Source organism: Streptomyces sp. HUAS TT7 (assembly GCF_051550175.1).
GTDB lineage: Bacteria > Actinomycetota > Actinomycetes > Streptomycetales > Streptomycetaceae > Streptomyces.
The window spans coordinates 3,602,938-3,628,516 of the sequence record NZ_CP196175.1 but is presented as its reverse complement, the minus strand read 5'-3'; the positions used below and the strand labels follow the sequence as shown (position 1 = coordinate 3,628,516).

Here is a 25,579-nt window from a genome sequence, read left to right as displayed (position 1 = left end):
GTGATCGATATCAGCGAGTCCGTGATGCAGTTCCTTCTGGCGTTCATCGTCGTCGTCCCGCTCATCGGGGCCGTCGCGGCCCTGCTCCCCGCACCGCCCGGGCTGAAGGGCAAGAGTCCTGAACAGGCCGTGCTGCGCCACGGTGTGACCGTGACCGGCGTGATCCTCATCGCCGCGATCGTCCTCGCGCTCGGCTTCGACCACGGCCACCCGTCGAAGATGCAGGCCACGACGGACATCCAGTGGATCCCGGCCCTGAACGTCCACATCCACCTGGGCATCGACGGCATCTCGCTCCCCCTCCTCGTCCTGACCGCGCTGCTGACCTTCCTCTGCGCGCTGTACTCCTACTTCAAGATGCCCGCGGGCCCGTCCCCGAAGGCATTCGTCGCGCTCCTGCTCGTCCTGGAGTCCGGCACCCTCGCCACGTTCGCCGTTCTCGACCTCGTGCTGTTCTTCCTCGCGTTCGAGATGGTCCTCATCCCGATGTACTTCCTGATCGCCCGCTGGGGCGGGGACCAACGGCAGGCGGCCGCTTGGAAGTTCATCCTCTACACACTGCTCGGCTCGGTCGTCATGCTGCTCGGCCTGCTCCTCGTCGGGCTCAAGTCGGGCACATTCGACATGGTGGCACTCGCCACTGACAACGGCCGTGGGCTGACCACATCCGTGCAGGTCATCGCCGTTCTGGCGATCGGGATCGGGCTCGCCGTCAAGACCCCGATGTTCCCGCTGCACAGCTGGCTCCCGGACGCCCACACCGCCGCCCCGACCGTCGGTTCGGTGCTCCTGGCCGGCGTGCTCCTGAAGATGGGCACGTACGGATTCGTCCGCATCGTCCTGCCGGTCGCGCCGCACGGCATGCACACCTTCGCGCCCTACCTGGCCGCGTTCGCCGTCGCCGGGATCATCTACGGATCGCTTGCCTGCCTCGCGCTCGCCAAGCAGGGCAACAAGGGCGACCTGAAGCGGCTCATCGCGTACTCCTCCGTCGGCCACATGGGCTTCGTGCTGCTCGGCATTTCGTCGATGACCCCGACCGGCGTGAACGGCGCGCTCTTCGCCAACATCGCCCACGGCCTCATCACCGGCCTGCTGTTCTTCCTGGTCGGCGCCCTCAAGGACCGCTACGGCACTGCCGACCTCGACACCCTGGCCGGCGCCACCGGAGCCGCCCTCTACGGCAGGGCGCCGCGCCTGGGCGGGCTGCTCGCCTTCGCCGCCGTCGCCTCCCTCGGACTGCCCGGACTCGCCGGATTCTGGGGCGAGATGCTCGCCATGTTCGGCGCCTTCGACCCGGCCGCGGGCCTCAGCCGCCCCGCCTACCTCACCTTCGTGGCGATCGCCGCCTTCGGCACCCTGCTCACCGCCGCGTACCTGCTGGTCGTCGTGCGCCGGGTCTGCATGGGCGGCAAGCCGGCCGAGGAGCCCCGGCTCGCCGACATCCAGGGCTACGAGTTCGCCGCCTGGAGCCCGCTCGTCGCGCTCACCGTCCTCGCCGGGCTCTGGCCCGCGGTCCTCCTCGGCCTCACCGACCCGGCCGTCCAGAAGCTCCTCGCAGGAGGCAAGTCGTGACCCCCGACGTCACCACCGCGGCGGCCGGCACCGCAAGCCTGGTCCAGTCCGTCGACTGGGTCGCGATCGCGCCGCCCCTGATCGCCGCGGCCGTCGCCCTGGTCGTGCTGCTCGCCGACCTGTTCCTGCCGCCGTCGCGCAAGCCGCTGCTCGGCTGGATCACCATTGCGGGCCTGGTCGCGGCCCTCGCCGCGCTCGCCCCGCTGCGCACCGGCAGCCGCTCGACGTTCTGCCTGACCGCGAACCCGGACGCGTGCAGCTACACCGTCGACCAGTTCGCCTTCGTCATCCAGGCCCTGGTCCTCGGCGGCGCCCTGCTGACCGCGCTGCTCTCGGTACGGGACACCAAGGAGAAGCTGCCCGCGGGCGAGTTCTGGTTCCTGCTGCTCTCCTCCGCGGCCGGTGCGGCCCTGCTGCCCGCCGCCCGTGACCTGGCCACCCTCGTCGTCGCCCTGGAAGTCGCCTCGCTGCCGGCCTTCGCCCTGGTCGGCCTCAAGCGCGGCGACCGGCTGTCCTCGGAGGCGGCCCTGAAGTTCTTCCTGTCGTCGGTCACCGCGACCGCCGTGATGCTGCTCGGCGTGAGCTTCGTGTACGCGGCGACCGGCACCCTGCACCTCACCGAGATCGCCACCAAACTGGCCACCGTTCCCGCCCAGTTGGACACCGTCGCCAAGACCGGCGTCGTCCTGACCCTGGTGGGCTTCGCCTTCAAGACGGCCGCGGCACCCTTCCACTTCTGGGTGCCCGACACCTATGTGGGCGCGCCGCTGCCCGTCGCCGCCTACCTCTCCGTCGTCGGCAAGGCGGTCGGCTTCTCCGGGCTCATCCTGGTGACCGTCGTCGCCTTCCCCTCGTACGCCGACGTATGGGGCCCCGCGCTCGCCGTCCTCGCCGCGCTGACCATGACGATCGGCAACGCGGCCGCCCTGCGCCAGTCCGCCACGCGCGCCCACAGCGCGGTCCGGCTGCTCGCCTGGTCCTCGGTCGGACAGGCCGGCTACCTCCTGGTGCCGATCGCGGCCGCCGCGTACTCCAGCGGTAACCAGGTCGGCGCCACCGTGGCGTACGCGCTGATGTACGCCGTCGTGAACCTGGGCGCGTTCGCGGTCGCCGCCCTGGTGGCCCGCGGCAAGCCGCTGAACCGCCTCACCGACTACCGGGGCCTGTACGCCGAGCGCCCCCTGGCCGCGCTGGCGCTGGCCTTCTTCCTGCTGTGCCTGGCCGGTCTTCCGCCGGGCATCATCGGCCTGTTCGCCAAGGTCACCGTCTTCTCGGCGGCCGTCAACGCGGGGCTCGGCTGGCTCGCGGTCGTCATGGCGATCAACGTTGTCGTCGCCCTCTACTACTACCTGCGCTGGACCGCGATCCTGTTCCGGTCGCCCGAGGCCGCCGAGCAGTCCTCCGCGGCCGTACGTCCCCGTATCCCGGCGCCGCTCACGGTCGCCATCGCGCTGACCGCGTTCGTCGGCGTCGTCCTGTCCGGCCTCCCCCAACTGGCCCTGCACTTCGCCTCGGTCACCCTCTTCTGAGGACACGCTTCAAGGACGCGCCCGCGTCAACGCGGGCGCCTGTCCAGCCGCGCCCTCTTACAGAGGCGCGGCTCCTCCATAGGCGCGCGGCAGCCGATCGAAACGGATCTGTCCTCGGCGTGCCCCTATTGCGGCCGCGATTCCGTTTTGGCAAGCCCGATGCCAGGGCACGGTTTGGTCCGGACGCCCCTGAGAAGGCACTGTCGTACGCGCACACCCCAGTACGGACACACGTGCGACGGCGTGGAACCAAGACGAGACACAACAGGGAGCAGAGCGGTGCTGAGCGGGTTCAAGGACTTCATCCTGCGCGGGAACATAGTGACGATGGCCGTCGGTCTGGCCGTCGGATCGGCCTTCACGGCGGTGGTCACGGGCTTCAGCACCGCGTTCATCACCCCGCTGATCGGCCTGGCCACCAGCTCGACCGGCGACTTCAGCACGGCGACCTTCACCGCGGAGGGCGTGACCTTCCCCTACGGGAAGTTCATCGGCGCGGCCATCGCCTTCGTGATCACCGCCGCGGTGCTCTACTTCCTCGTCGTCGTGCCCATGATGAAGGTCCAGGCCCGCCTCGACCGGGACAAGCCGGTGGACATCAAGGCCGCCCTGCGCGACTGCCCCCGCTGCTACTCGCAGATCCCCGGCATCGCGACCCGCTGCTCCCACTGCACCAGCGAAATCGAGCCCGACGCGATGGCTCTGGAGATGGCCGGGCTTCCCGCCCCGCGCTGATCCGACCCGTACGGCGTAACGCGCCCTCCAGCGCGCACAAGGGAACCAGCGTCCCCCGCCTGGCGTTGACCAGTACGGGAGAGTCCACTGGAACGTGGAAGGACGACCAGCGAAGGGCTCCCCGTCGCACCACTTGGAGGGCGTACCGTGCACCGCCGGCACAACGGGCTGAGGACAGCTGTCCTCCTCGGAGGACTGTCCGCGCTCATCATCGTCATCGGCAGTTTCTTCGGCCGCGGAGGGCTGATCATCGCGCTTCTGGTGGCGCTCGGCACCAATGCCTACGCGTACTGGAACAGCGACAAGCTGGCGCTGCGGGCCATGCGGGCGCGCCCGGTCAGCGAGTTCGAGGCCCCGGCGCTCTACCGGATGGTCCGCGACCTCTCGACGCAGGCGCGCCAGCCGATGCCCCGGCTGTACATCTCGCCGACGCAGGCGCCCAACGCCTTCGCGACGGGCCGCAACCCCCGCAACGCGGCCGTGTGCTGCACGGAGGGGATCCTGCAGATCCTCGACGAGCGGGAGCTGAGGGGCGTGATCGGCCATGAGCTGAGCCACGTCTACAACCGCGACATCCTGATCTCGTCGGTCGCCGGCGCGCTCGCCTCGGTGATCATGTTCCTGGTCAACTTCGCGTGGCTGATCCCGGTCGGCCGCTCCAACGACGACGAGGGCCCCGGCATCTTCGGCATGCTGCTGATCATGATCCTGGGCCCGCTGGCGGCCTCGGTGATCCAGCTCGCGATCAGCCGTTCCCGGGAGTACGAGGCGGATGCGTCCGGCGCCCAGCTCACCGGCGACCCGCTGGCCCTCGCCAGCGCCCTGCGCAAGCTCGACGCGGGCACCAAGCAGCTCCCGCTGCCGCCCGAGCCCCGCATCGAGACGGCGAGCCACATGATGATCGCGAACCCCTTCCGCCCCGGTCAGGGAGTGTCCAAACTGTTCTCGACCCACCCGCCGATGGCGGAACGCATCGCCCGACTCGAACAGATGGCAGGTCGCCGCTCATGAAGACAATCCTGAACGTCATCTGGCTGATCCTGTGCGGCTTCTGGATGTTCCTCGGCTACATATTCGCGGGCCTGCTGCTGTGCATCACGATCATCGGGATCCCGTTCGGCGTGGCGGCATTCCGCATCGGCCTGTACGCCCTCTGGCCGTTCGGCTACACGGTCGTCGAGCGGCGCGGCGCGGGCGCGCCCTCCTGCGTCGGCAACGTCCTGTGGCTGATCCTGGCCGGCTGGTGGCTGGCGCTCGGCCACATCTTCACCGGCATAGCGCTGTGTGTCACGATCATCGGCATCCCGCTGGGCATCGCCAACTTCAAGCTGATCCCCGTGTCGTTGCTGCCCCTGGGCAAGGAGATCGTCCCCACGGACCAGCCGTTCGCGGCCCGCTGAGGCGGGTGGCCTGCACCGCACCGCGACTCCGGATGCAACCGTGCGCGCCCCGGGGGCGTCTTCCCGGACGAACCGAATGGTTGCGGGGTTACGCAATACGGCAATGCCCCGCGCAGCGTGTACGCATGAAAGGCAGGTTCCCGGCATGGGCATCGTCAGCTGGATCATTCTCGGCCTGCTCGCCGGGGCGATCGCCAAGATCCTGCTTCCCGGCCGCGACCCGGGCGGCCCGATCGGCACGACCCTCATAGGCATCGCGGGAGCATTCGTCGGCGGCTGGATATCGGCCCGCTGGCTGGACCGCCCGATCGCCAACCACTTCTACGACGGCGCCACTTGGGCGGCGGCGATCGGTGGCTCGCTCGTCCTGCTGATCATCTATCGCATCCTGTTCGGCAACTCGCGCAGCCGCTGACGTCCGGGGCCTATAGGAACCCGGTCTCGCGCAGGGTGATGTTGAGCCGGCCCCTGTTCAGCCCGGTCGCCGGATCACCCGTCCCCGGAAGCACCCTGGGCACACCGTGGTATGCGAACCGGGCCGGCCCGCCGAAGACGAACAGGTCGCCGGAGCGCAGCTCCACATCCGTATAAGGACGTCCGCGGTTCTCGCTGTTGCCGACCCGAAAGACGCAGCTGTCTCCGATGCTGAGCGAAACCACGGGCGCCCCGGACTTCTCGTCCTTGTCCTGGTGGAGCCCCATCTTGGCCGAGCCGTCGTAGAAGTTGATGAGTGCGGTGTCGGGGGAGTAGCGCTCGGCCGCGCCCGGGTCGTCGTACGCGGCCGCGATCGCGGAGCGTCCCAACTCGCCGAGCCAGTCGGGGAATGGGGCCACCGGCAGCCCGTTCACATCCGCCGCGGTACGGGTGTACCGGTAGGGCTGCCAGTGCCAGCCGACGCACACCGTCTGCACGGACATGACACCGCCGCCCGGCAGCACGGTGTGGCGGATCGGCACGGGCCCGCGCGCCCAGGCCCGGCAGGCGGCGACGAGCTCCCGCTGCCGTTCGAACGAGAGCCAGCCCGGTACGTGAACGGCGCCGGGCGCGATCTCGGCCCGCGCGGGCCGAGGCAGCGGGAACAATCCCTCACTCACGACGTCGGAGCCGGGCCGAGGGCTCCCTCAAGCCCAAGCAGCGCCTGCTTCCGCTCAAGCCCACCGGCGTACCCCTTGAGGGACCCGTCGGAGCCGATCACACGATGGCAGGGCCGCACCACGAGCAGCGGATTCCTCCCGATGGCGGTGCCGACCGCCCGCACCTGCACGGAGGAGGCCCCGATCCGCCGGGCGATCTCCCCGTACGAGGCGGTCGTCCCGTACTCGATGGCGTCCAGCTGGGCCCAGACCCGGCGCTGGAAGTCGGTGCCGGGCGCGTCGGCCGCGTACTCGATGTCGAATCGGGTCAGCTCGCCGGCGAAATACGCGCGCAGTTGCGCGGCGATGCCCGCGAAGGCCTCGGGCGCGAGCCGCCACCCGTCCTGGACGACGGCGCCGCCCTTCTGCCCCGGCACGGAAAGCGAATCCAGCGCGGTCCCGCCCGGAGCGGTAGCCGACTCCACCCCCACGAGCAGCAGCTCACCGAGGGGGCTGTCGAGGGTCGCATAGACAGTCATCGCACTTTTCCTTCCCTTGCGTACGACACTGAGTCTGCGACCCCCGCCCACCGCGTGCTGGCGGAAATCGGACACCACGTCCGGCCGCCCGGCGAACGGCGCGAGCCGGTTCAGCGATAGTTCACGAACTGGATGGCGAAGTCGAAGTCCTTGCCCTTGAGCAGGGCCTGGACGGCCTGGAGGTCGTCGCGGCTCTTCGAGGAGACGCGCAGCTCGTCGCCCTGGACCTGCGCCTTGACGCCCTTGGGGCCCTCGTCGCGGATGACCTTGGCGACCTTCTTGGCGTTCTCCTGGGAGATGCCCTCCTCGATGGAGGCGAAGATCTTGTACTCCTTGCCGGACAGCTGCGGCTCGCCCGCGTCCAGCGACTTCAGGGAGATGCCCCGCTTGATCAGCTTGGTCTCGAAGATGTCGAGGATCGCCTTGACCCGCTCCTCGCCGTTCGCCTGCATCAGGATCTTCTCGCCGGACCACGAGATCGAGGCGTCCGTGCCCTTGAAGTCGTAGCGCTGCGAGATCTCCTTCGCGGCCTGGTTGAGGGCGTTGTCGACCTCCTGCCGCTCGACCTTCGAGACGATGTCGAAACTGGAGTCGGCCATGTCCTGTGGCTCCTTGGGTCGGGTGCGTGTCTGATGCGCGCGGCCCCTGCGGCCGAGCGCGCGGCGACCCGGCCCCACTGCCGAACCACCGCCCCAAAGCCTAGTCATCCCATGCCCGGCAGAGCGCTGATCAATGGGGTGGCGAAGCACCCCTGGGCATCGGGTATCGTTTACGTCGTTGCCACGGAGCACCGCCGAAAAGCGGGAAACCGACGGTGACATCCCATGGCGGTGTGCCCGAGTGGCCAATGGGAACGGACTGTAAATCCGTCGGCTCTGCCTACCCAGGTTCGAATCCTGGCGCCGCCACACTGGGTGAGACCCTCGTCTTCCTGCGGAAACGCAGGGGGCGGGGGTCTCTTCGTTGCCGGGCGGGGTCAGTTCCCCGCCACGCCTTTCACCGCCACCGCCACCGTCACCGGGGCCGGGCCGGAGATCAGTTCCAGGGTCAGGCCCGCTGTTGCCGGGGTGTCCAGGAGTTCGGCCAGGACTGCGGCCACGTCGTCCCGGGGGATCGCGCCGTGGCCCGTCGAGGCGGCCAGGGAGACCTGGCCCTTGCCCGCGTCGTTGGTCAGGCTTCCGGGGCGCAGGACCGTCCAGTCCAGGGTCGTGCGGGAGCGTACGGCGTCGTCGGCGGCGCCCTTCGCGCGCAGGTAGGCGTCGAAGACGCCGTCGCCGCGGTGGGCCGCGTCCGCGCCCATCGACGACACGATGACGTAGCGGCGCACGCCCGCGCGTTCGGCCGCGTCGGCGAACAGGACGGCCGCCGCCCGGTCCACCGTCTCCTTGCGGGCGGCGTCGCTGCCCGGGCCCGCGCCCGCCGCGAAGACCACCGCATCCGCGCCCCGGAGCACCTCGGCGACGGCGTCCACCGAAGCCGACTCCAGGTCCAGGACGACCGGCTCCGCGCCGGCTTGTCGCAGGTCGTCCGCCTGTTCCGGCTTGCGGATGATTCCCGCGACCTCGTCGCCGCGCGCCGCCAGCAGGCGTTCGAGCCGCAGCGCGATCTGACCATGACCTCCAGCAATGACAATGCGCATGTTGACGACGGTAGCCGGAGATACGGCGGCCCGCTGGCGGAGCGGCGACCTCGTCACCCGGTCTCGCCACGGCCGGGGTCCGGGCGGCCCTGGCGGGGGAGGCCGAGGGCGACCGCGGCGGCCGAGTCGCAGTACTCGCGCACCGCGCTGGTACGGGCCACGACCCGGCCCCGGTGGATGACGATGCGGCTGTAGGCGAGCGAGAGGACGCCCGCGATGCGTTCGCCGCGTACGGCGAGCAGTTCGGCCGGGAAGCCCGCCTCGACGCGTACCTCCGCAAGGCCCATCGTCTCGCGGGCGACCGTGCTGACCGCCGCGTACGCGTCCTCGGGGCGCATGCCGGCCTGGGAGGCGAGGAGGTAGGCGGCCTCCAGGGGGTCGCCCCGGCCGACCGGGTTGGAGACGTCGCGCAACGCGCCGCTACCGGCCGCCAGTCGAACCCCTGCCGCCCTCAACAGTCGCACAGGAGCGGCAGCTTGACGATCCGTCATGCCACACCCGCCCTGCGGAAGGCAGGTCACCGCGACTCCGGCGGAGGCGAGTTGGTCGGCGGCGCGGGCCGCGGTGTCGCGGGGGAGGCGGGAGAGGCCGCCGCAGGGGCCGATCGCGACGCCGGGGCGCAGGCCGCCGGACATGGCCGCGAGGCGGGCCAGGCGCGTCGGGTCGGTGCCGTCGGTGTGCAGGTCGACTGCGCAGCCGTGCTCGGCGGCGAGCTCCAGGACGGCCTCCGCGTAGCCGGCGGGGTCGGCGTCCAGGTCGGGGCAGCCGCCCACCACCGAGGCGCCCATCTTCACCGCGTCGCGCAGCATGGCGAGCCCGTCCGCGCCGGCCACCCCGGTGAGCAGGCGGGGCACGGCGACCACCGCGAGCTCGGTGAGGCCGCGCAGGGAGCGCCGGGTCTGGAGCACCGCCTCCAGCGGGTCGAGCCCGCTGACCTCGTCGATGCGTACGTGCGAACGCAGCGCCGTGGCACCGTGCCCGAGCTGGAGCAGGGCGGCCTCGGTGGCCCGGCGCTGGACCTCCTCGACGGCGTACGAGACCGGCCCCTCCGCGCTGAAGGCGGTCAGCGCGGTGTCGCTGTGGGCGTGCGGCTCGGCGGGGGCGGGCAGCAGCAGGAAGCCGGTCAGGTCGACGCGGGCGCCGTGCGCGGTGAGGCTGCCCGCGGTGCCCACCGCCTCGATGCGGCCGCCGCCGAGCCGCACGTCCACGGTGCGTCCGTCGGCGAGCCGGGCGCCGCACAGCAGCAGGGAAGAGGCGGAGGTCGGGTCGGGGCCTTCGCCGGTGCCGGGGGAGTGGGCCGGCTGCTGGTGGCTGTCGGACATCGCGCTCCTGATCGGGCTCGGGTGATCAGGCTCGGGCAGGCATGATCACGCAGCGTGAGGCGAGCCTAGGGGCGGCCAACCCGCGCATCGAGGAGGAGCGCAATAGTCGTACCGGTGTGGCCCTGAGTGGCCTACGAGACCGGTGGGGCGGGGGCCCGGGAGGCCGCCCGCTGGGCGGCACGAAACGGATTTGGGCGATCGGCGAGGGAGCGTGTAATGTCTTCATCGCTCGCCCCAATAGCTCAGTCGGTAGAGCGTCTCCATGGTAAGGAGAAGGTCTACGGTTCGATTCCGTATTGGGGCTCTGGTGCGGAAGCCCTCACCTTCGGGTGAGGGACTCCGTGTCAAAGCGGTGTAGCTCAGTCGGTAGAGCAAGCGGCTCATAATCGCTGTGTCACCGGTTCAAGTCCGGTCACCGCTACACACAGTAGCCGATTGTGGGGTCGGTCCTTCGATCGGCTACTCTTTTATGCGTTCATCCGTCAATCCGTCCGTCAAGGAGCACTCACGTGGCTGCCACCGACGTCCGCCCGAAGATCACGCTGGCCTGCGTGGAGTGCAAGGAGCGGAACTACATCACCAAGAAGAACCGGCGTAACGACCCGGACCGTCTTGAGATGAAGAAGCACTGCCCGCGCTGCAACTCGCACACTGCGCACCGCGAGACCCGTTAATCACGGCGTCTGGCATTCAGGCTCGTTCGAGAGGCCGTTCCCCGCAGGGGGAGCGGCCTCTCGGCGTTGGCGTACGACTAGATTTTCCGTACCCACAGGGATCCGAACCCTCATTCGCAGGAGGTAGCCAGCAGATGGCGCTCGACCAGTCTTTCGTGGGGCGGACCTATCCGCCCACCGCCCCGTACGAGGTCGGCCGCGAGAAGATCCGCGAGTTCGCTGTGGCGGTCGGGGACGAGAACCCCGCCTACACCGACCCGGAGGCGGCCAAGTCGCTTGGCCACACCGATGTGATCGCGCCGCCGACCTTTGTGTTCGCCATCACGTTCAAGGCGGCGGGCCAGGTCATCGAGGACCCGCAGCTGGGCCTGGACTACAGCCGGGTGGTGCACGGCGACCAGAAGTTCGCGTACAGCCGCCCGGTCCGCGCGGGCGACCGCCTGACCGTGACGTCCACCATCGAGGCGATCAAGTCCCTCGCGGGCAACGACATCCTGGACATCCGGGGCGAGGTCCACGACGAGGCCGGCGAACACGTCGTGACCGCGTGGACCAAGCTGGTGTCCCGAGCGGCCGAGGGGGCCTGACATGACCGCGAAGATCCGTTACGAGGACGTGGAGCCGGGCACCGAGCTGCCGTCCGCCTCCTTCCCTGTGAGTCGCGCCACGCTGGTTCAGTACGCGGGCGCCTCCGGGGACTTCAACCCGATCCACTGGAACGAGAAGTTCGCGAAGGAGGTCGGGCTGCCCGACGTCATCGCGCACGGCATGTTCACGATGGCCCAGGCGGTGCGCGTGGTCACGGACTGGGTCGGCGACCCGGGCGCGGTGGCCGAATACGGCGTCCGCTTCACCAAGCCGGTGGTCGTCCCGAACGACGAGACCGGAGCGCTGATCGAGGTCAGCGCCAAGGTGGCGGCGAAGCTGGACGACGAGGCGCGCACGGTACGGGTGGATCTCACCGCGATGAGCGCGGGGCAGAAGGTGCTCGGGATGTCGCGAGCGGTCGTACGACTGGCGTGAGGCGGCGGGCGGGATCCGGGGGCTCCCCGGATCCCGTCGGCTCGTCACCCTTGACGGAGTTAGTAATCAGCCACTAACTTACTCGCATGGTCAGGATGAGCGCAGAAGAGAGGCGCGAGAGCGTCGTCCGTGCGGCGATGGTGGAGTTCGCCCGTGGTGGATATCACGGCACGTCCACCGAGGTGATCGCCAAGCGGGTGGGCGTCTCGCAGCCGTACCTCTTCCGCCTGTTCCCGAACAAGCAGGCCATCTTCCTGGCGGCGTCCGATCGCTGCATCAAGGAAACCGTCGAGGTCTTCCGGGAGGCGGCCGAAGGGCTCGAAGGCGAGGCGGCGCTGCACGCGATGGGCGCGGCGTACCAGACGCTCATCGCCGAGGACCGCGACAAGCTGCTCCTGCAGATGCAGACCTATGTGGCCGCGGCAGCGGCTGAGGCGGCCGGCGACCACGAGTTCGGCAAGGCGGTGCGGGCCGGGTGGACGGAGCTGTACGACACGGTGCACCTGGCGCTGGGCGCGGATCAGGGCGAGACGACGACGTTCCTGGCGTACGGGATGCTCATCAACACCCTGGTGGCGCTGGGGTTTCCGCCCGAGGACCGGGTCTGGCAGGGCTTCTACGAATCGGCCCAGCCGAAGCGGATGGGCGGCGAACCGGCCTGACCGGATCGAACTGAACCATCGGGGTGGGGCTCGCCCGAGCCTCTCCGGATTTCTTCATGGCAGCTGAAGTTAGTCATTGATAACTAACCCACCAAGGGGGAGCGATGTCGGAGAAGAAGCCGAAAAAGCCGCAGGACGGGGCGGGGCGGCGTGGGGGTGCGGGGTGGGCGCTGGTGATCACCAGCGTGGCCGGGTTCATGGCGGCGCTGGACAACCTCGTCGTCACCACCGCGCTCCCGTCGATCCGTGAGGACCTCGGGGGAGCGCTGGACGACCTCGAATGGACGGTGAGCGCGTACACCCTCACCTTCGCGGTGCTGCTGATGTTCGGGGCGGCGCTGGGTGACCGGTTCGGCCGTCGGAAGCTCTTCATCACCGGGCTGACGATCTTCACCGGCGCCTCGGCGGGGGCGGCGCTGGCTCCCGGGATCAACGGGCTGATCGCGGCCCGCGCGATACAGGGAGTCGGCGCCGCGATCATGATGCCGCTGACCCTCACACTCCTGACCGCGGCCGTGCCCGCCGCCAAGCGCGGGCTGATGTACGGGATTTGGGGCGCGGTGAACGGGCTCGCGGTGGCCTCGGGGCCGCTGATCGGCGGCAGCCTGACCGAGCACGTGTCCTGGCAGTGGATCTTCTGGCTGAACGTTCCGCTCGGCCTGCTCACGCTTCCCCTGGCCCGGCTGCGCCTGAACGAGTCGTACGGCACGGGTGCCCCCCTCGACATCGTGGGCACGCTGCTTGCCAGCGGCGGGCTCTTCGGGATCGTGTACGCGCTGATCCGCGGCAACCCCGACGGGTGGACCAGCGCGACCGTACTGACCGGCCTGATCGCGGGTTCGGCGCTCCTCGCGGGGTTCGTGGTCCACGGCATGCGCAGCGCGAATCCGATGCTGCCGATGCGGCTGTTCCGCAGCCGGGCGTTCTCCGCGATCAACGCGGCGAGCCTGCTGATGTTCGTCGGGATGTTCGGCTCGATCTTCCTGCTCAGCCAGTTCCTGCAGAACGTCATCGGCTATTCGCCGACCGAGGCGGGGCTGCGGATGCTGCCCTGGACCGGCATGCCGATGATCGCCGCGCCGATAGCCGGTTTCCTCTCCGACCGGATCGGGGGGCGGCCCGTCGTGGCCACCGGTCTCGCGCTCCAGGCCATCGGACTCGCCTGGTTCGCCGCGATCATTTCGCCGGACGTGTCGTACGGGGCGCAGCTGCCGGCGCTGATCATCAGCGGCATCGGGATGGGGCTGTACTTCGCGCCGGCCGCGAATCTGGTGATGTCCAGCGTGCGGCCCTCCGAGCAGGGCATCGCCTCCGGCGCGAACAACGCGCTGCGGGAGGTCGGAGGTGCGCTCGGCATCGCGGTGCTGGCGTCGGTGTTCTCCGCGCAGGGCGGGTACGGGTCGGCGCGGGCCTTCGTCGACGGCCTTGGCCCGGCGCTCTGGGTGGGGGCGGGGGTGGTTGCGGTTGCGGCGGTGTCGGCGCTGCTGCTTCCCGGGCGTGCGGCCCTGCCCCGGGTCGGGGCGGCGCCGGGGGCTGCGGAGGGGGTGCGGGAGCTGGTGGGCTGACGTTTGCCGTGCGGCGCTGGGCGGGTTGGGGGGCTTTCCCACCCGCCCGCCCATTTGCGCACCCTGGGGGGTGCGGCACCGGAGGTGGTCGGGGTTGTTCGGCATCCGAAGGCGGGCGGTGGACGCGCCCGCCTGCGGGCGGGCCGGAGTTTTCCCCCGCTCCGCCCGTTCTGCACGCTGTAGACGGTTGAAGGACCTGCGGGTGGGGCAGGTCAGTCGGCGGCCGTCTGGCCGTGTGCGGGGCGCCCGCCTGTGGCGGGCTGGGGGTTACCCGCCGCTCCGCTTGTGCTGGTGGGTCGAGAGTTCGGGCGCTGGCGGCGGGCCGGGGGCCTGCCGCAGGTGCTCGTCCATGGGGATCTGGTCTGGGGCGTGGGCGGGATGCCTCGTACGCGTCGTACGCGTAGGGGTTTGTCTGAACGGTGATCGAGGCACTACGGACGGACGCGTGTCCGGCCGGGTGGGGACGTGGCGGGGTGCCCCCGCAAGGAGGAGCGCTGGTTCTGGGGGGATTTCCGGTGGGCGGAACTGCGCGACGTATGAGGAGGTACCCCGCCGCGTTCACGCCCCCACCCCATGACGGTGCGATGCGTACCGGTGATGCCGCAGCCCCGGCCCGCGGCATCTGCCCGCACTGCCGACCGAAGGGCGGCGCCGCCCCACCGACCCGCACCCGTACGCTGGACCCCGTGCAGGAACTTCACGACGCCCCCCTCGCCCCCCTGACCACCCTCCGCCTCGGCGGCCCGGCGGACCGGCTGGTCACCGCCGTCACCGACGCCGAGGTCATCGACGCCGTACGTGAGGCCGACGACAGCGGCACCCCCCTGCTCGTCATCGGCGGCGGCAGCAACCTGCTCATCGGGGACAAGGGCTTCGCCGGGACCGCCCTGCGCATCGCCACCCGCGGCTTCGAGCTCGACGGCACCCGCCTCGAACTCGCCGCCGGTGAGCTGTGGAGCGACGCCGTCGCCAGGAGCGTCGAGGCCGGGCTCGCCGGTATCGAGTGCCTCGCCGGCATCCCCGGCTCGGCCGGCGCGACCCCGATCCAGAACGTCGGGGCGTACGGCCAGGAAGTGTCCAGCACCATCACACACGTCGTCGCCTACGACCGCCTCGACCGCACCACCGTCACCATCCCCAACGCCGAGTGCGACTTCTCGTACCGCAACAGCCGCTTCAAGCAGCACCCCGACCGCTACGTCGTACTCCGCGTCGTCTTCGAGCTGGAGGACGCCGGGGGGCTCTCCGCGCCGGTCAAGTACGCCGAGACCGCCCGGACCCTCGGCGTCGAGCCCGGCGACCGCGTCCCCGCCGCCACCGCCCGCGAGACCGTGCTCAAGCTGCGCGCCGGCAAGGGCATGGTGCTCGACCCGGAGGACCACGACACCTGGTCGGCGGGCTCGTTCTTCACCAACCCGATCCTCCCCAACGAGGCGTACGGGGCGTTCGTCGCCCGCGCCCAGGAGCGCCTCGGCGCGGATGTGACGCCCCCCGCCTGGCCCGTCGGCACCGACCGCACCAAGACCTCCGCCGCTTGGTTGATCGACAAGGCCGGCTTCACCAAGGGGTATGGGACCGGCCCCGCCCGCATCTCCACGAAGCACACCCTCGCGCTGACGAACCGCGGCGGCGCCACCACCGAGGACCTGCTGGCGCTGGCCCGCGAGGTGGTCGCAGGGGTGGAGCTGGCCTTCGGCGTGACCCTGGTGAACGAACCGGTGGCGGTCGGCGTAGAGGTTTAGAGCCCGCCCCGACAGGTCCGGCCGCACCCCTCGCCCCCCGGTACTCCCTCAGTACGCCACCCCCACCCCCTGCTTCACCGTCGCCGGGTCGTCCACGCAGGCCAGCATCGCGTGCGCCACGTCGGCGCGGGCGATGGTGCGGCCCGCTTTGGGGTTGCCGCCGACGACCCGGCGGTAGGACCCGGTGAGCGGCTTGTCGGTGAGTTTGGGCGGGCGTACGGACGTCCAGTCCGTGGCGCTGGCCGCCAACTCGGCCTCCATGGCGCGGAGATCGGCGTACACCTCCTTCAGGATCGCGCTGATCATGGACCGCATGCCGCGGTCGAGGAGCCCGTCGCCGGGGGCCTCCGGCCCGACCGGCGCCGCGCTCACGACGACCAGCCGCCGAGTGCCCTCGGCCTCCATCGCGGCCAGGACCGACCGCGTGAGCCGGGCCGTGATCCCGGCGTCGGAGCGTTTGCGGGCGCCGAGCCCGGACAGGACGGCGTGCCGCCCGGCCACGGCTCCGCGCAGCGACTCGGGGTCGGTGAGGTCGGCCTTGACGACCTGAAGGCCCGCGCCGGTCACGGCGAACCTGGCCGGATCGCGCACCACCGCCGTGACCTCGTGCCCCGAAGCCAGCGCCTGCTTGACGATTTCCTGGCCGATGCCCCCTGTGGCACCGAAAACAGTGAGCCTCATGGCGTCACCCTCCTGGGTGGGTAAGTATTCACTCACTTCGTTCACCACTAGAGTGAGTAAGTACTCACCCACTAGTCAAGCCCCGTTGGAGCACCCATGCAGTCGCCGCCGGCCCGCGTCCGCATCCTCGACGCCGCGCACGAGCTCATGCTCACGATCGGCCTCGCCCGCGCCACGACGAAGGAGATCGCGAAGGCGGCGGGATGCTCGGAGGCGGCGCTCTACAAGCACTTCGCGAGCAAGGAGGACCTGTTCGTGGCGGTCCTGAAGGAGCGGCTGCCGAAGCTCGGCCCGCTGGTGGAGGGGCTCGCGGCGGAGCCGGGGGAGCGGTCGGTGGAGTCGAACCTGACGGAGATCGCCCGTCAGGCGTCGCTTTTCTACGCGGAGAGCTTTCCGATCGCGGCGTCGCTGTACGCGGATCCGCAGCTCAAGCGGCGCCATGACGAGGCGCTGCGGGAGCTCGGCTCAGGGCCCCACATGCCGATCGAGTGGGTGGACGGGTATCTCCGGGCGGAGCGTTCGGCCGGCCGGATCCGTGAGGACGCCGACACGTATGCGGCTGCGTCGCTGCTGCTCGGCGCGTGTGCGCAGCGGGCGTTCGCGTACGACATGACGCCGTCCGGGGAGCCTCCTCAGACGCGGGAGGAGTTTGCGCGGGGGGTGGCTCGTGCGCTGCTGCGGGGTATCGGGTAGCCCCTTGGCAGGGCGATGCCCGCGCCGGATCGTCCACGGACCGGCACCTCGTGATGCTCCCGCGTGGTGGGCGCGGCGGCCCGGCTGCACCCCGGGTTGTCGGCTGCGCCCCTCCGTGGCTGGTCGCGCAGTTCCCCGCGCCCCTCAGGGGGTTGTGGCGCGCCGGCACGAACGCGCAGCGGCGATTCGCATCACCCCGCCAACCACCCCTCCACCCCCGCCAGCAGCTTCCCCTGGACGTCCTGCGGCGCTGCCGAGCCCCGGATCGACTGGCGGGCCAAATCGGCCAGTTCCTCGTCGGTGAACGCATGGTGGTGGCGGGCGATTTCGTACTGGGCGGCCAGGCGGGAGCCGAAGAGGAGGGGGTCGTCCGCGCCCAGGGCGAGCGGGACGCCCGCGTCGTACAGGACCCGCAGCGGCACGTCCTCGGGCTTCTCGTAGACGCCGAGGGCGACGTTGGACGCCGGGCAGACCTCGCAGGTGACGCCCTTGTCGGCAAGGCGGCGCAGGAGCCGGGGGTCCTCGGCCGCCCGCACCCCGTGGCCGACCCGCCGCGCGTGCAGATCGTCGAGGCAGTCGCGTACGGAGGCCGGGCCGGAGAGCTCGCCGCCGTGCGGGGCCGCGAGCAGGCCGCCCTCGCGGGCGATCGCGAAGGCGCGGTCGAAGTCCCTTGCCATGCCCCGGCGTTCGTCGTTGGAGAGGCCGAAACCGACCACGCCGCGATCGGCGTAGCGGACCGCGAGCCGGGCCAGGGTGCGCGCGTCGAGGGGGTGCTTCATCCGGTTCGCCGCGACCACGACGCGCATGCCGAGCCCGGTCTCGCGGGAGGCCGAGTCGACCGCGTCGAGGATGATCTCCAGAGCCGGGATGAGCCCGCCGAGCAGCGGCGCGTACGAGGTCGGGTCGACCTGGATCTCCAGCCACCCGGAGCCGTCCCGGACGTCCTCCTCGGCGGCCTCGCGCACCAGGCGCTGGATGTCCTCGGGGGCGCGCAGACAGGACCGCGCCGCGTCGTAGAGGCGCTGGAAGCGGAACCAGCCGCGCTCGTCGGTGGCCCGCAGCTTCGGCGGCTCGGCGCCGGTCAGCGCCTCGGGCAGCCGTACGCCGTACTTGTCGGCGAGTTCGAGCAGGGTAGAGGGCCGCATGGACCCGGTGAAGTGCAGATGCAGATGGGCCTTGGGCAGCTGTCGGATATCGCGAACCACACCCATCAACGCTCCGTAATCGCTAGGCTCTGCCCTGTGCCGCGAGGTGCCGGGCAGGGCTTGTCCGTCATGAGGCCGCTGTGGCGGCCAAGTGAGAAGCCCCTCTGGGGAGGAGTCACCCAGGGATCTTGCCGTAGAGATCCTGGTCCAGGCAGCCGAGTTCACCGAATGAGCGCGTGCCTGAACGCATAAGCGGGCCCCTGGCCTCGCCGGGAGCCCGCTTATGCGCAATACCTCAGTCCGTGGCCTCGCGCAGCAGCTTCTGGATGCGGGAGACGCCCTCGACGAGGTCGTCGTCGCCCAGCGCGTAGGAGAGCCGCAGGTAGCCCGGCGTGCCGAAGGCCTCGCCGGGGACGACCGCGACCTCGGTCTCGTCCAGGATCAGCGCGGCGAGCTCGGTGGAGGTCTGCGGGCGCTTGCCGCGGATCTCCTTGCCGAGCAGGGCCTTGACCGAGGGGTAGGCGTAGAACGCGCCCTCGGGGGTGGGGCAGACCACGCCGGGGATCTCGCTCAGCATGCGCACCATGGTGGTGCGGCGCCGGTCGAAGGACTCGCGCATCTTGGCGACCGCGTCCAGGTTCCCGGAGACGGCGGCAAGCGCGGCCACCTGGGCCACGTTGCTGACGTTCGACGTCGCGTGCGACTGGAGGTTGGTCGCGGCCTTCACGACGTCCTTCGGGCCGATGATCCACCCGACCCGCCAGCCGGTCATCGCGAAGGTCTTGGCGACGCCGTTGACGACGATGCACTTGTCGCGCAGCTCGGGCACGATCGCGGGCAGCGAGGTGAACGTGGCGCTGCCGTACACCAGGTGCTCGTAGATCTCGTCGGTCATGACCCACAGCCCGTGCTCGACGGCCCAGCGCCCGATCGCCTCGGCGTCGGCCTCGCTGTAGACGGCGCCGGTGGGGTTGGACGGGGAGACGAACAGAACGACCTTCGTGCGCTCCGTACGGGCCGCCTCCAGCTGCTCCACCGACACCCGGTACCCGGTCGTCTCGTCGGCCACGACGTCCACCGGGACCCCGCCCGCGAGCCGGATCGACTCGGGGTAGGTGGTCCAGTAGGGCGCCGGGACGATGACTTCGTCGCCCGGGTCGAGGATCGCCGCGAAGGCCTCGTAGATCGCCTGCTTGCCGCCGTTGGTCACCAGGACCTGGGAGGCGTCGACCTCGTAGCCGGAGTCGCGCAGCGTCTTGGCGGCGATGGCGGCCTTGAGCTCGGGCAGGCCCCCCGCCGGCGTGTAGCGGTGGTACTTCGGGTTGCGGCAGGCCTCGACGGCGGCCTCGACGATGTAGTCGGGCGTCGGGAAGTCGGGCTCGCCCGCGCCGAAACCGATGACCGGACGCCCGGCGGCCTTGAGGGCCTTGGCCTTGGCGTCGACGGCGAGGGTCGCGGACTCGGAGATGGCGCCGATGCGCGCGGAGACCCGGCGCTCGGTGGGGGAGGAAGGCGGGGGAGTTGCAGCGCTCATGCCGGCCATGGTCCCAGACCCCCGACGAAGGGAGCACCCGCGTTTCACGGACCGGTCAGCATGTGGACAGGCGTCCGAGCGGCACCCTTGAAGAGGCTGTGACAGGGGTCGTGAGAGAGGCCGCGCGAAGGGGAGGCGGAGGTGATGACGAGGCGGTCGGAAATGATCCGGAAAGCGATCCGGAACGGATTCCGAAGTGATCCGGAACGGATCGCGAAGCGATTCGGAAGGTGTTCGGGAGCAAGCTGTTCGACGCCGGGCCCCTGACCACGTACACTCACTGCCTGTTGGCCCTCACCGACCACACCACCACATGCGGTAGGTTGGGGGAACCACAAAGGGTCGTAGCTCAATTGGTAGAGCACTGGTCTCCAAAACCAGCGGTTGGGGGTTCAAGTCCCTCCGGCCCTGCTACACACACCTTCGCCAGGATGTGTGCGCATGTACGTACTTCAATGCACCGCCGTGCGGCTCCACCGGGCGCGGCACGGCCATGACCCGGAATCAGGTGAGAAGCGTGACGGACGCCGTGGGCTCCATCGACATGCCTGATGCCCAGGACGAGGCAGCGGAGTCCAAGGATTCGAAGAAGAAGGCCCGCAAGGGCGGTAAGCGCGGCAAGAAGGGCCCTCTGGGCCGTCTCGCGCTCTTCTACCGGCAGGTCGTCGCCGAACTCCGTAAAGTTGTCTGGCCGACACGCAGCCAGCTGACGACGTACACCTCCGTCGTGATCGTGTTCGTTGTCATCATGATTGGCATCGTGACGTTGATTGACTCCGGCTTCTCGCAGGTAGTCAAGTACGTCTTCGGCTGATCAGCGAAGGGCGCCCCTCAATCGGCGCCCCTTTCGCATGTTCCACCCCATCTGTAGCCAGGAAGAAGCAGCCACCGTGTCTGACCCGAACCTGAACGACGCCATCGAGTCGGTCGAGTCCGTCGAGGACGAGCTCGAGATCATCGAGGCGGCCGACGAGGACGAGGCCGAGGCTGCCGACGCCGCTGCGGGCGAAGCGGCCGAAGAGGCTGCCCTGCACGTCGAGTCCGACGACGCCGAGCCCGAGGCCGAAGCCGCCGAGGCTTCCGACCTGACCGAAGACGTGACCGAAGAGGACGCTTCCGACGAGGCCGAGGCCTCCGAGTCGGACGAGGAGCCCGCCGAGGTCTCCGCCGAATCCGGCGAGGACGAGGAGCCGGCGGAGCCCGCCGCCCCCGTCGACCCGGTCGAGGCCCTGCGCCAGGAGCTCCGCTTCCTGCCCGGCGAGTGGTACGTCATCCACACGTACGCCGGTTACGAGAAGCGTGTGAAGGCCAACCTCGAACAGCGTGCCGTCTCGCTGAACGTCGAGGAGTTCATCTACCAGGCCGAGGTCCCCGAAGAGGAGATCGTCCAGATCAAGAACGGCGAGCGCAAGAACGTCCGGCAGAACAAGCTGCCCGGTTACGTTCTCGTCCGCATGGATCTGACGAACGAGTCCTGGGGCGTCGTCCGCAACACCCCCGGTGTCACCGGCTTCGTGGGCAACGCCTACGACCCGTACCCGCTGACGCTCGACGAGATCGTGAAGATGCTCGCCCCGGAGGCCGAGGAGAAGGCCGCCCGCGAGGCCGCCGAGGCCGAGGGCAAGCCGGCTCCGCAGCGCAAGGTCGAGGTCCAGGTCCTGGACTTCGAGGTGGGTGACTCGGTCACCGTCACCGACGGCCCGTTCGCGACGCTGCAGGCGACCATCAACGAGATCAACGCCGACTCGAAGAAGGTCAAGGGCCTGGTCGAGATCTTCGGCCGAGAGACCCCGGTCGAGCTCAGCTTCGACCAGATCCAGAAGAACTAGCGGCCCCGGCCACCGGCGCTTTCTGGAACCAGCACTTCCGAGCAGGTCAGAGAGGCTCTCGCAGCCCCTCTGACCTGCTCGGTTTTTAGCCGCACAGCTATACCCGTTATCGTTGTGCGGTATGCCTCCATCCGGTTGATCGGATGCAGGCGGTTCACTCTCACTAGGACCCGGAGAGAGCAATGCCTCCCAAGAAGAAGAAGGTCACGGGGCTTATCAAGCTCCAGATCAACGCCGGTGCGGCGAACCCGGCCCCGCCGGTCGGCCCCGCGCTCGGCCAGCACGGCGTCAACATCATGGAGTTCTGCAAGGCCTACAACGCCGCGACCGAGTCGCAGCGTGGCTGGGTGATCCCGGTGGAGATCACGGTCTACGAAGACCGCTCCTTCACCTTCATCACCAAGACTCCGCCGGCCGCGAAGATGATCCTCAAGGCCGCTGGTGTCGAGAAGGGCTCCGGCGAGCCGCACAAGACCAAGGTCGCCAAGATCACCGAGGCCCAGGTCCGCGAGATCGCCACGACGAAGCTCGCCGACCTGAACGCCAACGACCTGGACGCCGCGTCGAAGATCATCGCCGGCACCGCCCGTTCCATGGGCATCACGGTCGAGGGCTGATCTCAGCTCACCCCCGTTTGACCTCAGTGGTAGGGCCATGCGCTGGCCCGCACCACGACTCCATGCCTGAACCAACACAGGAGCAGAAGTGAAGCGCAGCAAGACTCTCCGCGCTGCGGACGCCAAGATCGACGCGGACAAGCTGTACGCGCCGCTCGAGGCGGTCCGTCTCGCCAAGGAGACCTCCACGACCAAGTTCGACGGCACCGTCGAGGTCGCCTTCCGCCTGGGTGTCGACCCGCGCAAGGCCGACCAGATGGTCCGTGGCACCGTGAACCTCCCGCACGGCACCGGTAAGACCGCCCGGGTCCTGGTCTTCGCGACCGGCGACCGTGCCGAGGCCGCGCTTGCCGCGGGCGCCGACATCGTCGGCTCCGACGAGCTCATCGACGAGGTTTCGAAGGGCCGTCTGGACTTCGACGCCGTCGTCGCCACCCCGGACCTCATGGGCAAGGTCGGCCGCCTCGGCCGCGTGCTCGGTCCCCGTGGCCTGATGCCGAACCCGAAGACCGGCACGGTCACCCCCGACGTCGCCAAGGCGGTCGAGGAGATCAAGGGCGGCAAGATCGAGTTCCGCGTCGACAAGCACTCGAACCTGCACTTCATCATCGGCAAGGTGTCGTTCGACGACGCCAAGCTGGTGGAGAACTACGGTGCGGCTCTGGAGGAGATCCTCCGTCTGAAGCCGTCCGCCGCCAAGGGCCGGTACATCAAGAAGGCGACCATCACCACCACGATGGGCCCCGGTATCACCCTGGACCAGAACCGCACCCGCAACCTCCTCGTCGAGGAGGACCCGGCCGCCGTCTGATCCCTCGGATCACCGGCAGTCGCGGGTTCGCGTACGGAGACGTACGCCGCGTACTGAGACCGGCCCCCGCACCTCGTCAGAGGCGCGGGGGCCGGTTTTTTCGTGTGCGACTTGTCAGTGGCAGCGGTTACGATCTTTGGAGTTTGCCGAATCATTACCGATGCGCGGCATCAGCAGATCCTGGGGGGATCCACATGCGTCACATCCACCGCAACGCCGCTGCCGCCGTGCTGGCCGGTGTGCTGGTCGCCGGCCTCGCAGCCTGCTCCGGCGACGGCAAGCCGGCTGCGGGCAAATCCGCTGAGGGCTCCGCGGGCCAGGCGGCCGGGAAGCCCGCAGAGGCGACGTTCGCGGCTGCGGTGAAGCGCGCGGCCGCCAAGAACAGCGAGCTGACGTCCCTCTCGTACACGATGACCGGGAAGACGCCTGACGCCGGCACCGTCGAGGCGAGCGCGTCGATGAGCATGAAGCCGCTCGCGATGCAGATGAAGGCCAAGGGCGGCTCCGGGGGAGAGTCCGGCGAGTTCGAGATCCGCTTCGTGGACAACGCCATGTACATGAACGCCGGCGAGCCGGTGGACGGCAAGTCCTGGTTCAAGTTCGACCTGTCCGCCCTGGGGCAGCAGAGCGGTAGGAACCCGCTGGCCGGCCTCGGCAACCAGGCGGACAAGAACCCGGCCGAAGAGTCCAACAACCTGACCGCCGCCAAGGACCTCAAGAAGCTCGGCGAGGAGACCGTCGACGGTGTGAAGACCACGCACTACGCGGGCACCGTCACCCTCGACCAGCTGCGCGACAGCCTCAAGGGCAAGGACGCCGCTGCCAAGGGGCGAGCGGAGAAGTCCCTGAAGCAGTACGAGGAGTGGGGCGTCGGCTCGCTTCAGATGGACATGTGGATCGACGGGCAGGACCACACCAAGCAGTTCCGGACGCAGGCCACGGCCGCCAAGGGCCCGCTGGACATGACCGTCAAGTTCCTGGACTACAACAAGCCGGTCACCGTGCAGACCCCGCCGGCCGACCAGGTCGCCGACCTGGCCGAGCTGATGAAGCGCGCCGGCGCGGGCGCTACTGCCGCCTGAGCCCGCGCGGGGGTCCGTCTGGGCGGATTTGCTTGACGCGGACCCCGTAACGTACGCTTCCCCAGAAGCCAAAGACCGCTGGTCGTTGCCGTGCCTTCATTCGAAGGGGCGGTGGCCGAAGGATCCGCTGAATGCGGACGACCCGCGCAGGTGACCGTGGAAAGTTCCCGGATGTTCCTCTTCTGAGTGCAGCTGGTTGAGCTACGCCCCGTGCGCCTGCGCCGGGGCGTTTCGTATTGTTCAGCCCCTTCTGAGCGGTCCTCATCACCCGGAAGGAGGCCGACGCACTATGCCGACGCCCAACAAGGCTGCCGACGTAGCCGAGCTTGAGGACAAGTTCCGCAGCTCGAACGCCGTCGTGCTGACCGAGTACCGGGGTCTCACCGTGGCGCAGCTCAAGACGCTGCGTCGTTCGCTCGGTGAGAACGCCCAGTACGCCGTGGTGAAGAACACGCTGACCAAGATTGCGGCCAACAATGCCGGGATCACCTCGCTCGACGACCAGTTCACCGGTCCGACGGGCGCTGCCTTCATCACCGGTGACCCGGTGGAGTCGGCGAAGGGTCTTCGTGACTTCGCCAAGGAGAACCCGAACCTGATCATCAAGGGCGGTGTCCTTGATGGCAAGGCGCTGTCCGCCGATGAGATCAAGAAGCTTGCGGACCTCGAGTCCCGCGAGGTTCTGCTCAGCAAGCTGGCCGGCGCGTTCAAGGGCAAGCAGTCCCAGACTGCCTCGCTCCTCCAGGCGCTGCCGTCGAAGTTCGTCCGCACCGCGGAAGCGCTTCGCGTCAAGCTCGCCGAGCAGGGCGGTGCCGAGTAATTCGGCTCGCGCATTGATCGCGGCCCACTAGGGACGCGGTCGCAGCGGGCCGAACGTACGCCCGCCTACATGTACATCCGGCACCTGCCGAATTAGTGGAAGGATCGCCCATCATGGCGAAGCTCAGCCAGGAAGACCTGCTCGCTCAGTTCGAGGAGATGACCCTCATCGAGCTCTCCGAGTTCGTGAAGGCCTTCGAGGAGAAGTTCGACGTCACCGCCGCCGCGGCCGTCGCCGCCGTTGCCCCGGGTGCCCCGGGTGCCGCCGCTGAGGCCGTCGAGGAGCAGGACGAGTTCGACGTCATCCTCGAGGGCGCCGGCGACAAGAAGATCCAGGTCATCAAGGTCGTGCGCGAGCTGACCTCCCTGGGTCTGAAGGAGGCCAAGGACCTCGTCGACGGCACCCCGAAGCCGGTCCTCGAGAAGGTCGCCAAGGAGGCCGCGGAGAAGGCTGCCGAGTCCCTCAAGGCCGCCGGCGCCTCCGTCACGGTCAAGTAACACCTCGCGGGTCTGCCGACCCGCACCCGTCTCGCAGGCGCGCTCGCGCGCCGCTGGACACCGCCAAGGGCGATCACCCATCCGGGTGGTCGCCCTTCGGCGTACCCGCGACCCTGCCTTGCACGGGGCCTGTCTGGGAGTATGGTGATCTTCGCCGTCTGCTCGGCAGGGACGCAGGCGTACGCTCCGCACGGCTCCCGCGGCGATCTCCGGGGAGCGGAGGGGTCTTGACGAACCGCACGCAGCGCGCAATTCTCAGGACGCGTCGTCACAACGATCCGGATCCGAGGCATGGATCGACGGCGAAGAGGGCAGTACTAATCTGCGTCTGCGCGGCGCACGGCTGACCGAGGTACCGAGGTACTTGAGAAGAGCAATGCGGGTCTCGAAAA

Annotated in this window: 28 protein-coding genes and 4 tRNA genes; 24 read left to right on the top strand and 8 right to left on the bottom strand. The window is 69.5% G+C overall.

Translation table 11 applies throughout. The features are described 5' to 3' along the window. From ACSHXC_RS16270 to ACSHXC_RS16245, 6 genes are all read left to right on the top strand, one after another. The gene (locus ACSHXC_RS16270; RefSeq protein WP_438292289.1) at positions 1 to 1,575 is read left to right on the top strand and encodes a complex I subunit 4 family protein; all 1,575 of its coding nucleotides are present in this window, start codon (positions 1 to 3) and stop codon (positions 1,573 to 1,575) included. Further along, positions 1,572 to 3,104, top strand: a complete 1,533-nt coding sequence (locus tag ACSHXC_RS16265; RefSeq protein WP_438292288.1) for an NADH-quinone oxidoreductase subunit N — start codon at positions 1,572 to 1,574, stop codon at positions 3,102 to 3,104. The genes ACSHXC_RS16270 and ACSHXC_RS16265 overlap by 4 nt, the downstream gene beginning before the upstream one ends. A gap of 279 nt (positions 3,105 to 3,383) precedes the next feature. Then, a complete protein-coding gene (locus tag ACSHXC_RS16260; RefSeq protein ID WP_438292287.1) occupies positions 3,384 to 3,839 on the top strand; it encodes a large conductance mechanosensitive channel protein MscL in 456 nt (151 codons plus the stop codon). A gap of 147 nt (positions 3,840 to 3,986) precedes the next feature. Beyond that, positions 3,987 to 4,850, top strand: a complete 864-nt coding sequence (gene htpX, locus ACSHXC_RS16255; RefSeq protein ID WP_438292286.1) for a zinc metalloprotease HtpX — start codon at positions 3,987 to 3,989, stop codon at positions 4,848 to 4,850. Continuing rightward, positions 4,847 to 5,239: a YccF domain-containing protein gene (locus tag ACSHXC_RS16250; RefSeq protein WP_438292285.1), complete on the top strand. Its 393-nt coding sequence runs from the start codon at positions 4,847 to 4,849 to the stop codon at positions 5,237 to 5,239. Before htpX ends, ACSHXC_RS16250 begins: the two co-directional genes overlap by 4 nt. 145 nt (positions 5,240 to 5,384) lie before the next feature. Beyond that, a complete protein-coding gene (locus ACSHXC_RS16245) occupies positions 5,385 to 5,654 on the top strand; it encodes a GlsB/YeaQ/YmgE family stress response membrane protein (protein ID WP_053724092.1) in 270 nt (89 codons plus the stop codon). Positions 5,655 to 5,664: 10 nt separating this feature from the next. Here the strand turns inward: ACSHXC_RS16245 and ACSHXC_RS16240 are convergent, their stop codons facing one another. The 3 genes from ACSHXC_RS16240 to ACSHXC_RS16230 form a co-directional block, all read right to left on the bottom strand. Beyond that, complete coding sequence (locus ACSHXC_RS16240; RefSeq protein WP_438292284.1) at positions 5,665 to 6,333, bottom strand: alpha-ketoglutarate-dependent dioxygenase AlkB family protein; 669 nt, start codon at positions 6,331 to 6,333, stop codon at positions 5,665 to 5,667. After that, on the bottom strand, positions 6,330 to 6,851 hold the full coding sequence (locus ACSHXC_RS16235) for a methylated-DNA--[protein]-cysteine S-methyltransferase (protein ID WP_438292283.1): 522 nt from the start codon (positions 6,849 to 6,851) through the stop codon (positions 6,330 to 6,332). Before ACSHXC_RS16235 ends, ACSHXC_RS16240 begins: the two co-directional genes overlap by 4 nt. Before the next feature lie 110 nt (positions 6,852 to 6,961). Continuing rightward, positions 6,962 to 7,450, bottom strand: a complete 489-nt coding sequence (locus ACSHXC_RS16230; RefSeq protein ID WP_100578076.1) for a YajQ family cyclic di-GMP-binding protein — start codon at positions 7,448 to 7,450, stop codon at positions 6,962 to 6,964. A gap of 227 nt (positions 7,451 to 7,677) precedes the next feature. On the opposite strand from ACSHXC_RS16230, the gene ACSHXC_RS16225 reads away from it, so the two are divergent. Beyond that, positions 7,678 to 7,759, top strand: a tRNA-Tyr gene (locus ACSHXC_RS16225). Between the two features lie 68 nt (positions 7,760 to 7,827). On the opposite strand, the gene ACSHXC_RS16220 is transcribed toward ACSHXC_RS16225, so the two are convergent. Further along, positions 7,828 to 8,490, bottom strand: coding sequence for an SDR family oxidoreductase (locus ACSHXC_RS16220; protein WP_438292282.1), 663 nt, complete (start codon positions 8,488 to 8,490; stop codon positions 7,828 to 7,830). Between the two features lie 53 nt (positions 8,491 to 8,543). Continuing rightward, positions 8,544 to 9,812: an amidohydrolase family protein gene (locus ACSHXC_RS16215; RefSeq protein WP_438292281.1), complete on the bottom strand. Its 1,269-nt coding sequence runs from the start codon at positions 9,810 to 9,812 to the stop codon at positions 8,544 to 8,546. A 231-nt stretch (positions 9,813 to 10,043) separates the two neighbouring features. Between ACSHXC_RS16215 and ACSHXC_RS16210 the strand changes: the two genes are divergently transcribed. From ACSHXC_RS16210 to ACSHXC_RS16175, 8 genes are all read left to right on the top strand, one after another. Next, a tRNA-Thr gene (locus ACSHXC_RS16210) sits at positions 10,044 to 10,116 on the top strand. Positions 10,117 to 10,160: 44 nt separating this feature from the next. Further along, positions 10,161 to 10,233 (top strand) — tRNA-Met (locus tag ACSHXC_RS16205). Between the two features lie 88 nt (positions 10,234 to 10,321). Continuing rightward, a complete protein-coding gene (gene rpmG / locus ACSHXC_RS16200) occupies positions 10,322 to 10,486 on the top strand; it encodes a 50S ribosomal protein L33 (protein WP_006604855.1) in 165 nt (54 codons plus the stop codon). 134 nt (positions 10,487 to 10,620) lie between these two features. Beyond that, positions 10,621 to 11,073 carry a MaoC family dehydratase N-terminal domain-containing protein gene (locus ACSHXC_RS16195; protein WP_344375200.1) on the top strand — a complete coding sequence of 151 codons (453 nt, stop codon included), beginning with the start codon at positions 10,621 to 10,623 and terminating at the stop codon, positions 11,071 to 11,073. A 1-nt stretch (position 11,074) separates the two neighbouring features. Beyond that, entirely contained in the window at positions 11,075 to 11,509 is a 435-nt protein-coding gene (locus tag ACSHXC_RS16190; protein ID WP_399489678.1) for a MaoC family dehydratase, read from the top strand. Positions 11,510 to 11,595: 86 nt separating this feature from the next. Further along, entirely contained in the window at positions 11,596 to 12,171 is a 576-nt protein-coding gene (locus ACSHXC_RS16185; RefSeq protein WP_438292280.1) for a TetR/AcrR family transcriptional regulator, read from the top strand. 104 nt (positions 12,172 to 12,275) lie between these two features. Beyond that, positions 12,276 to 13,736, top strand: a complete 1,461-nt coding sequence (locus tag ACSHXC_RS16180) for a DHA2 family efflux MFS transporter permease subunit (RefSeq protein ID WP_438292279.1) — start codon at positions 12,276 to 12,278, stop codon at positions 13,734 to 13,736. Between the two features lie 584 nt (positions 13,737 to 14,320). Then, positions 14,321 to 15,478 (top strand): UDP-N-acetylmuramate dehydrogenase, encoded by a 1,158-nt coding sequence (locus ACSHXC_RS16175; RefSeq protein WP_438292278.1) that lies wholly within the window; start codon positions 14,321 to 14,323, stop codon positions 15,476 to 15,478. 48 nt (positions 15,479 to 15,526) lie between these two features. Here ACSHXC_RS16175 and ACSHXC_RS16170 read toward each other — a convergent pair whose 3' ends face one another. Then, the gene (locus ACSHXC_RS16170; protein ID WP_438292277.1) at positions 15,527 to 16,159 is read right to left on the bottom strand and encodes an NAD(P)-dependent oxidoreductase; all 633 of its coding nucleotides are present in this window, start codon (positions 16,157 to 16,159) and stop codon (positions 15,527 to 15,529) included. A gap of 96 nt (positions 16,160 to 16,255) precedes the next feature. Here ACSHXC_RS16170 and ACSHXC_RS16165 point away from each other — a divergent pair, with 96 nt between their 5' ends. Next, complete coding sequence (locus ACSHXC_RS16165) at positions 16,256 to 16,852, top strand: TetR/AcrR family transcriptional regulator (protein WP_438292276.1); 597 nt, start codon at positions 16,256 to 16,258, stop codon at positions 16,850 to 16,852. A 191-nt stretch (positions 16,853 to 17,043) separates the two neighbouring features. On the opposite strand, the gene ACSHXC_RS16160 is transcribed toward ACSHXC_RS16165, so the two are convergent. Then, complete coding sequence (locus ACSHXC_RS16160; RefSeq protein ID WP_438292275.1) at positions 17,044 to 18,063, bottom strand: adenosine deaminase; 1,020 nt, start codon at positions 18,061 to 18,063, stop codon at positions 17,044 to 17,046. Between the two features lie 229 nt (positions 18,064 to 18,292). Beyond that, entirely contained in the window at positions 18,293 to 19,531 is a 1,239-nt protein-coding gene (locus ACSHXC_RS16155; protein ID WP_438292274.1) for a pyridoxal phosphate-dependent aminotransferase, read from the bottom strand. A gap of 338 nt (positions 19,532 to 19,869) precedes the next feature. Between ACSHXC_RS16155 and ACSHXC_RS16150 the strand changes: the two genes are divergently transcribed. The 8 genes from ACSHXC_RS16150 to rplL all read left to right on the top strand — a co-directional run bounded on the left by ACSHXC_RS16150 (position 19,870) and on the right by rplL (position 25,187). Then, a tRNA-Trp gene (locus ACSHXC_RS16150) sits at positions 19,870 to 19,942 on the top strand. A 106-nt stretch (positions 19,943 to 20,048) separates the two neighbouring features. Continuing rightward, the gene (gene secE / locus ACSHXC_RS16145) at positions 20,049 to 20,345 is read left to right on the top strand and encodes a preprotein translocase subunit SecE (protein WP_053731183.1); all 297 of its coding nucleotides are present in this window, start codon (positions 20,049 to 20,051) and stop codon (positions 20,343 to 20,345) included. A 76-nt stretch (positions 20,346 to 20,421) separates the two neighbouring features. Continuing rightward, positions 20,422 to 21,360, top strand: a complete 939-nt coding sequence (gene nusG / locus ACSHXC_RS16140; protein WP_438292273.1) for a transcription termination/antitermination protein NusG — start codon at positions 20,422 to 20,424, stop codon at positions 21,358 to 21,360. A gap of 182 nt (positions 21,361 to 21,542) precedes the next feature. Continuing rightward, complete coding sequence (rplK, locus tag ACSHXC_RS16135; protein ID WP_053731185.1) at positions 21,543 to 21,977, top strand: 50S ribosomal protein L11; 435 nt, start codon at positions 21,543 to 21,545, stop codon at positions 21,975 to 21,977. A gap of 88 nt (positions 21,978 to 22,065) precedes the next feature. Then, entirely contained in the window at positions 22,066 to 22,788 is a 723-nt protein-coding gene (gene rplA / locus ACSHXC_RS16130) for a 50S ribosomal protein L1 (RefSeq protein WP_382588664.1), read from the top strand. A gap of 194 nt (positions 22,789 to 22,982) precedes the next feature. Next, positions 22,983 to 23,870, top strand: a complete 888-nt coding sequence (locus tag ACSHXC_RS16125; protein WP_438292272.1) for a DUF1396 domain-containing protein — start codon at positions 22,983 to 22,985, stop codon at positions 23,868 to 23,870. Between the two features lie 289 nt (positions 23,871 to 24,159). Then, a complete protein-coding gene (rplJ, locus tag ACSHXC_RS16120; protein ID WP_344375215.1) occupies positions 24,160 to 24,690 on the top strand; it encodes a 50S ribosomal protein L10 in 531 nt (176 codons plus the stop codon). 113 nt (positions 24,691 to 24,803) lie between these two features. Next, entirely contained in the window at positions 24,804 to 25,187 is a 384-nt protein-coding gene (rplL, locus tag ACSHXC_RS16115; RefSeq protein WP_344375217.1) for a 50S ribosomal protein L7/L12, read from the top strand. The last annotated feature ends 392 nt before the right edge of the window (positions 25,188 to 25,579 follow it).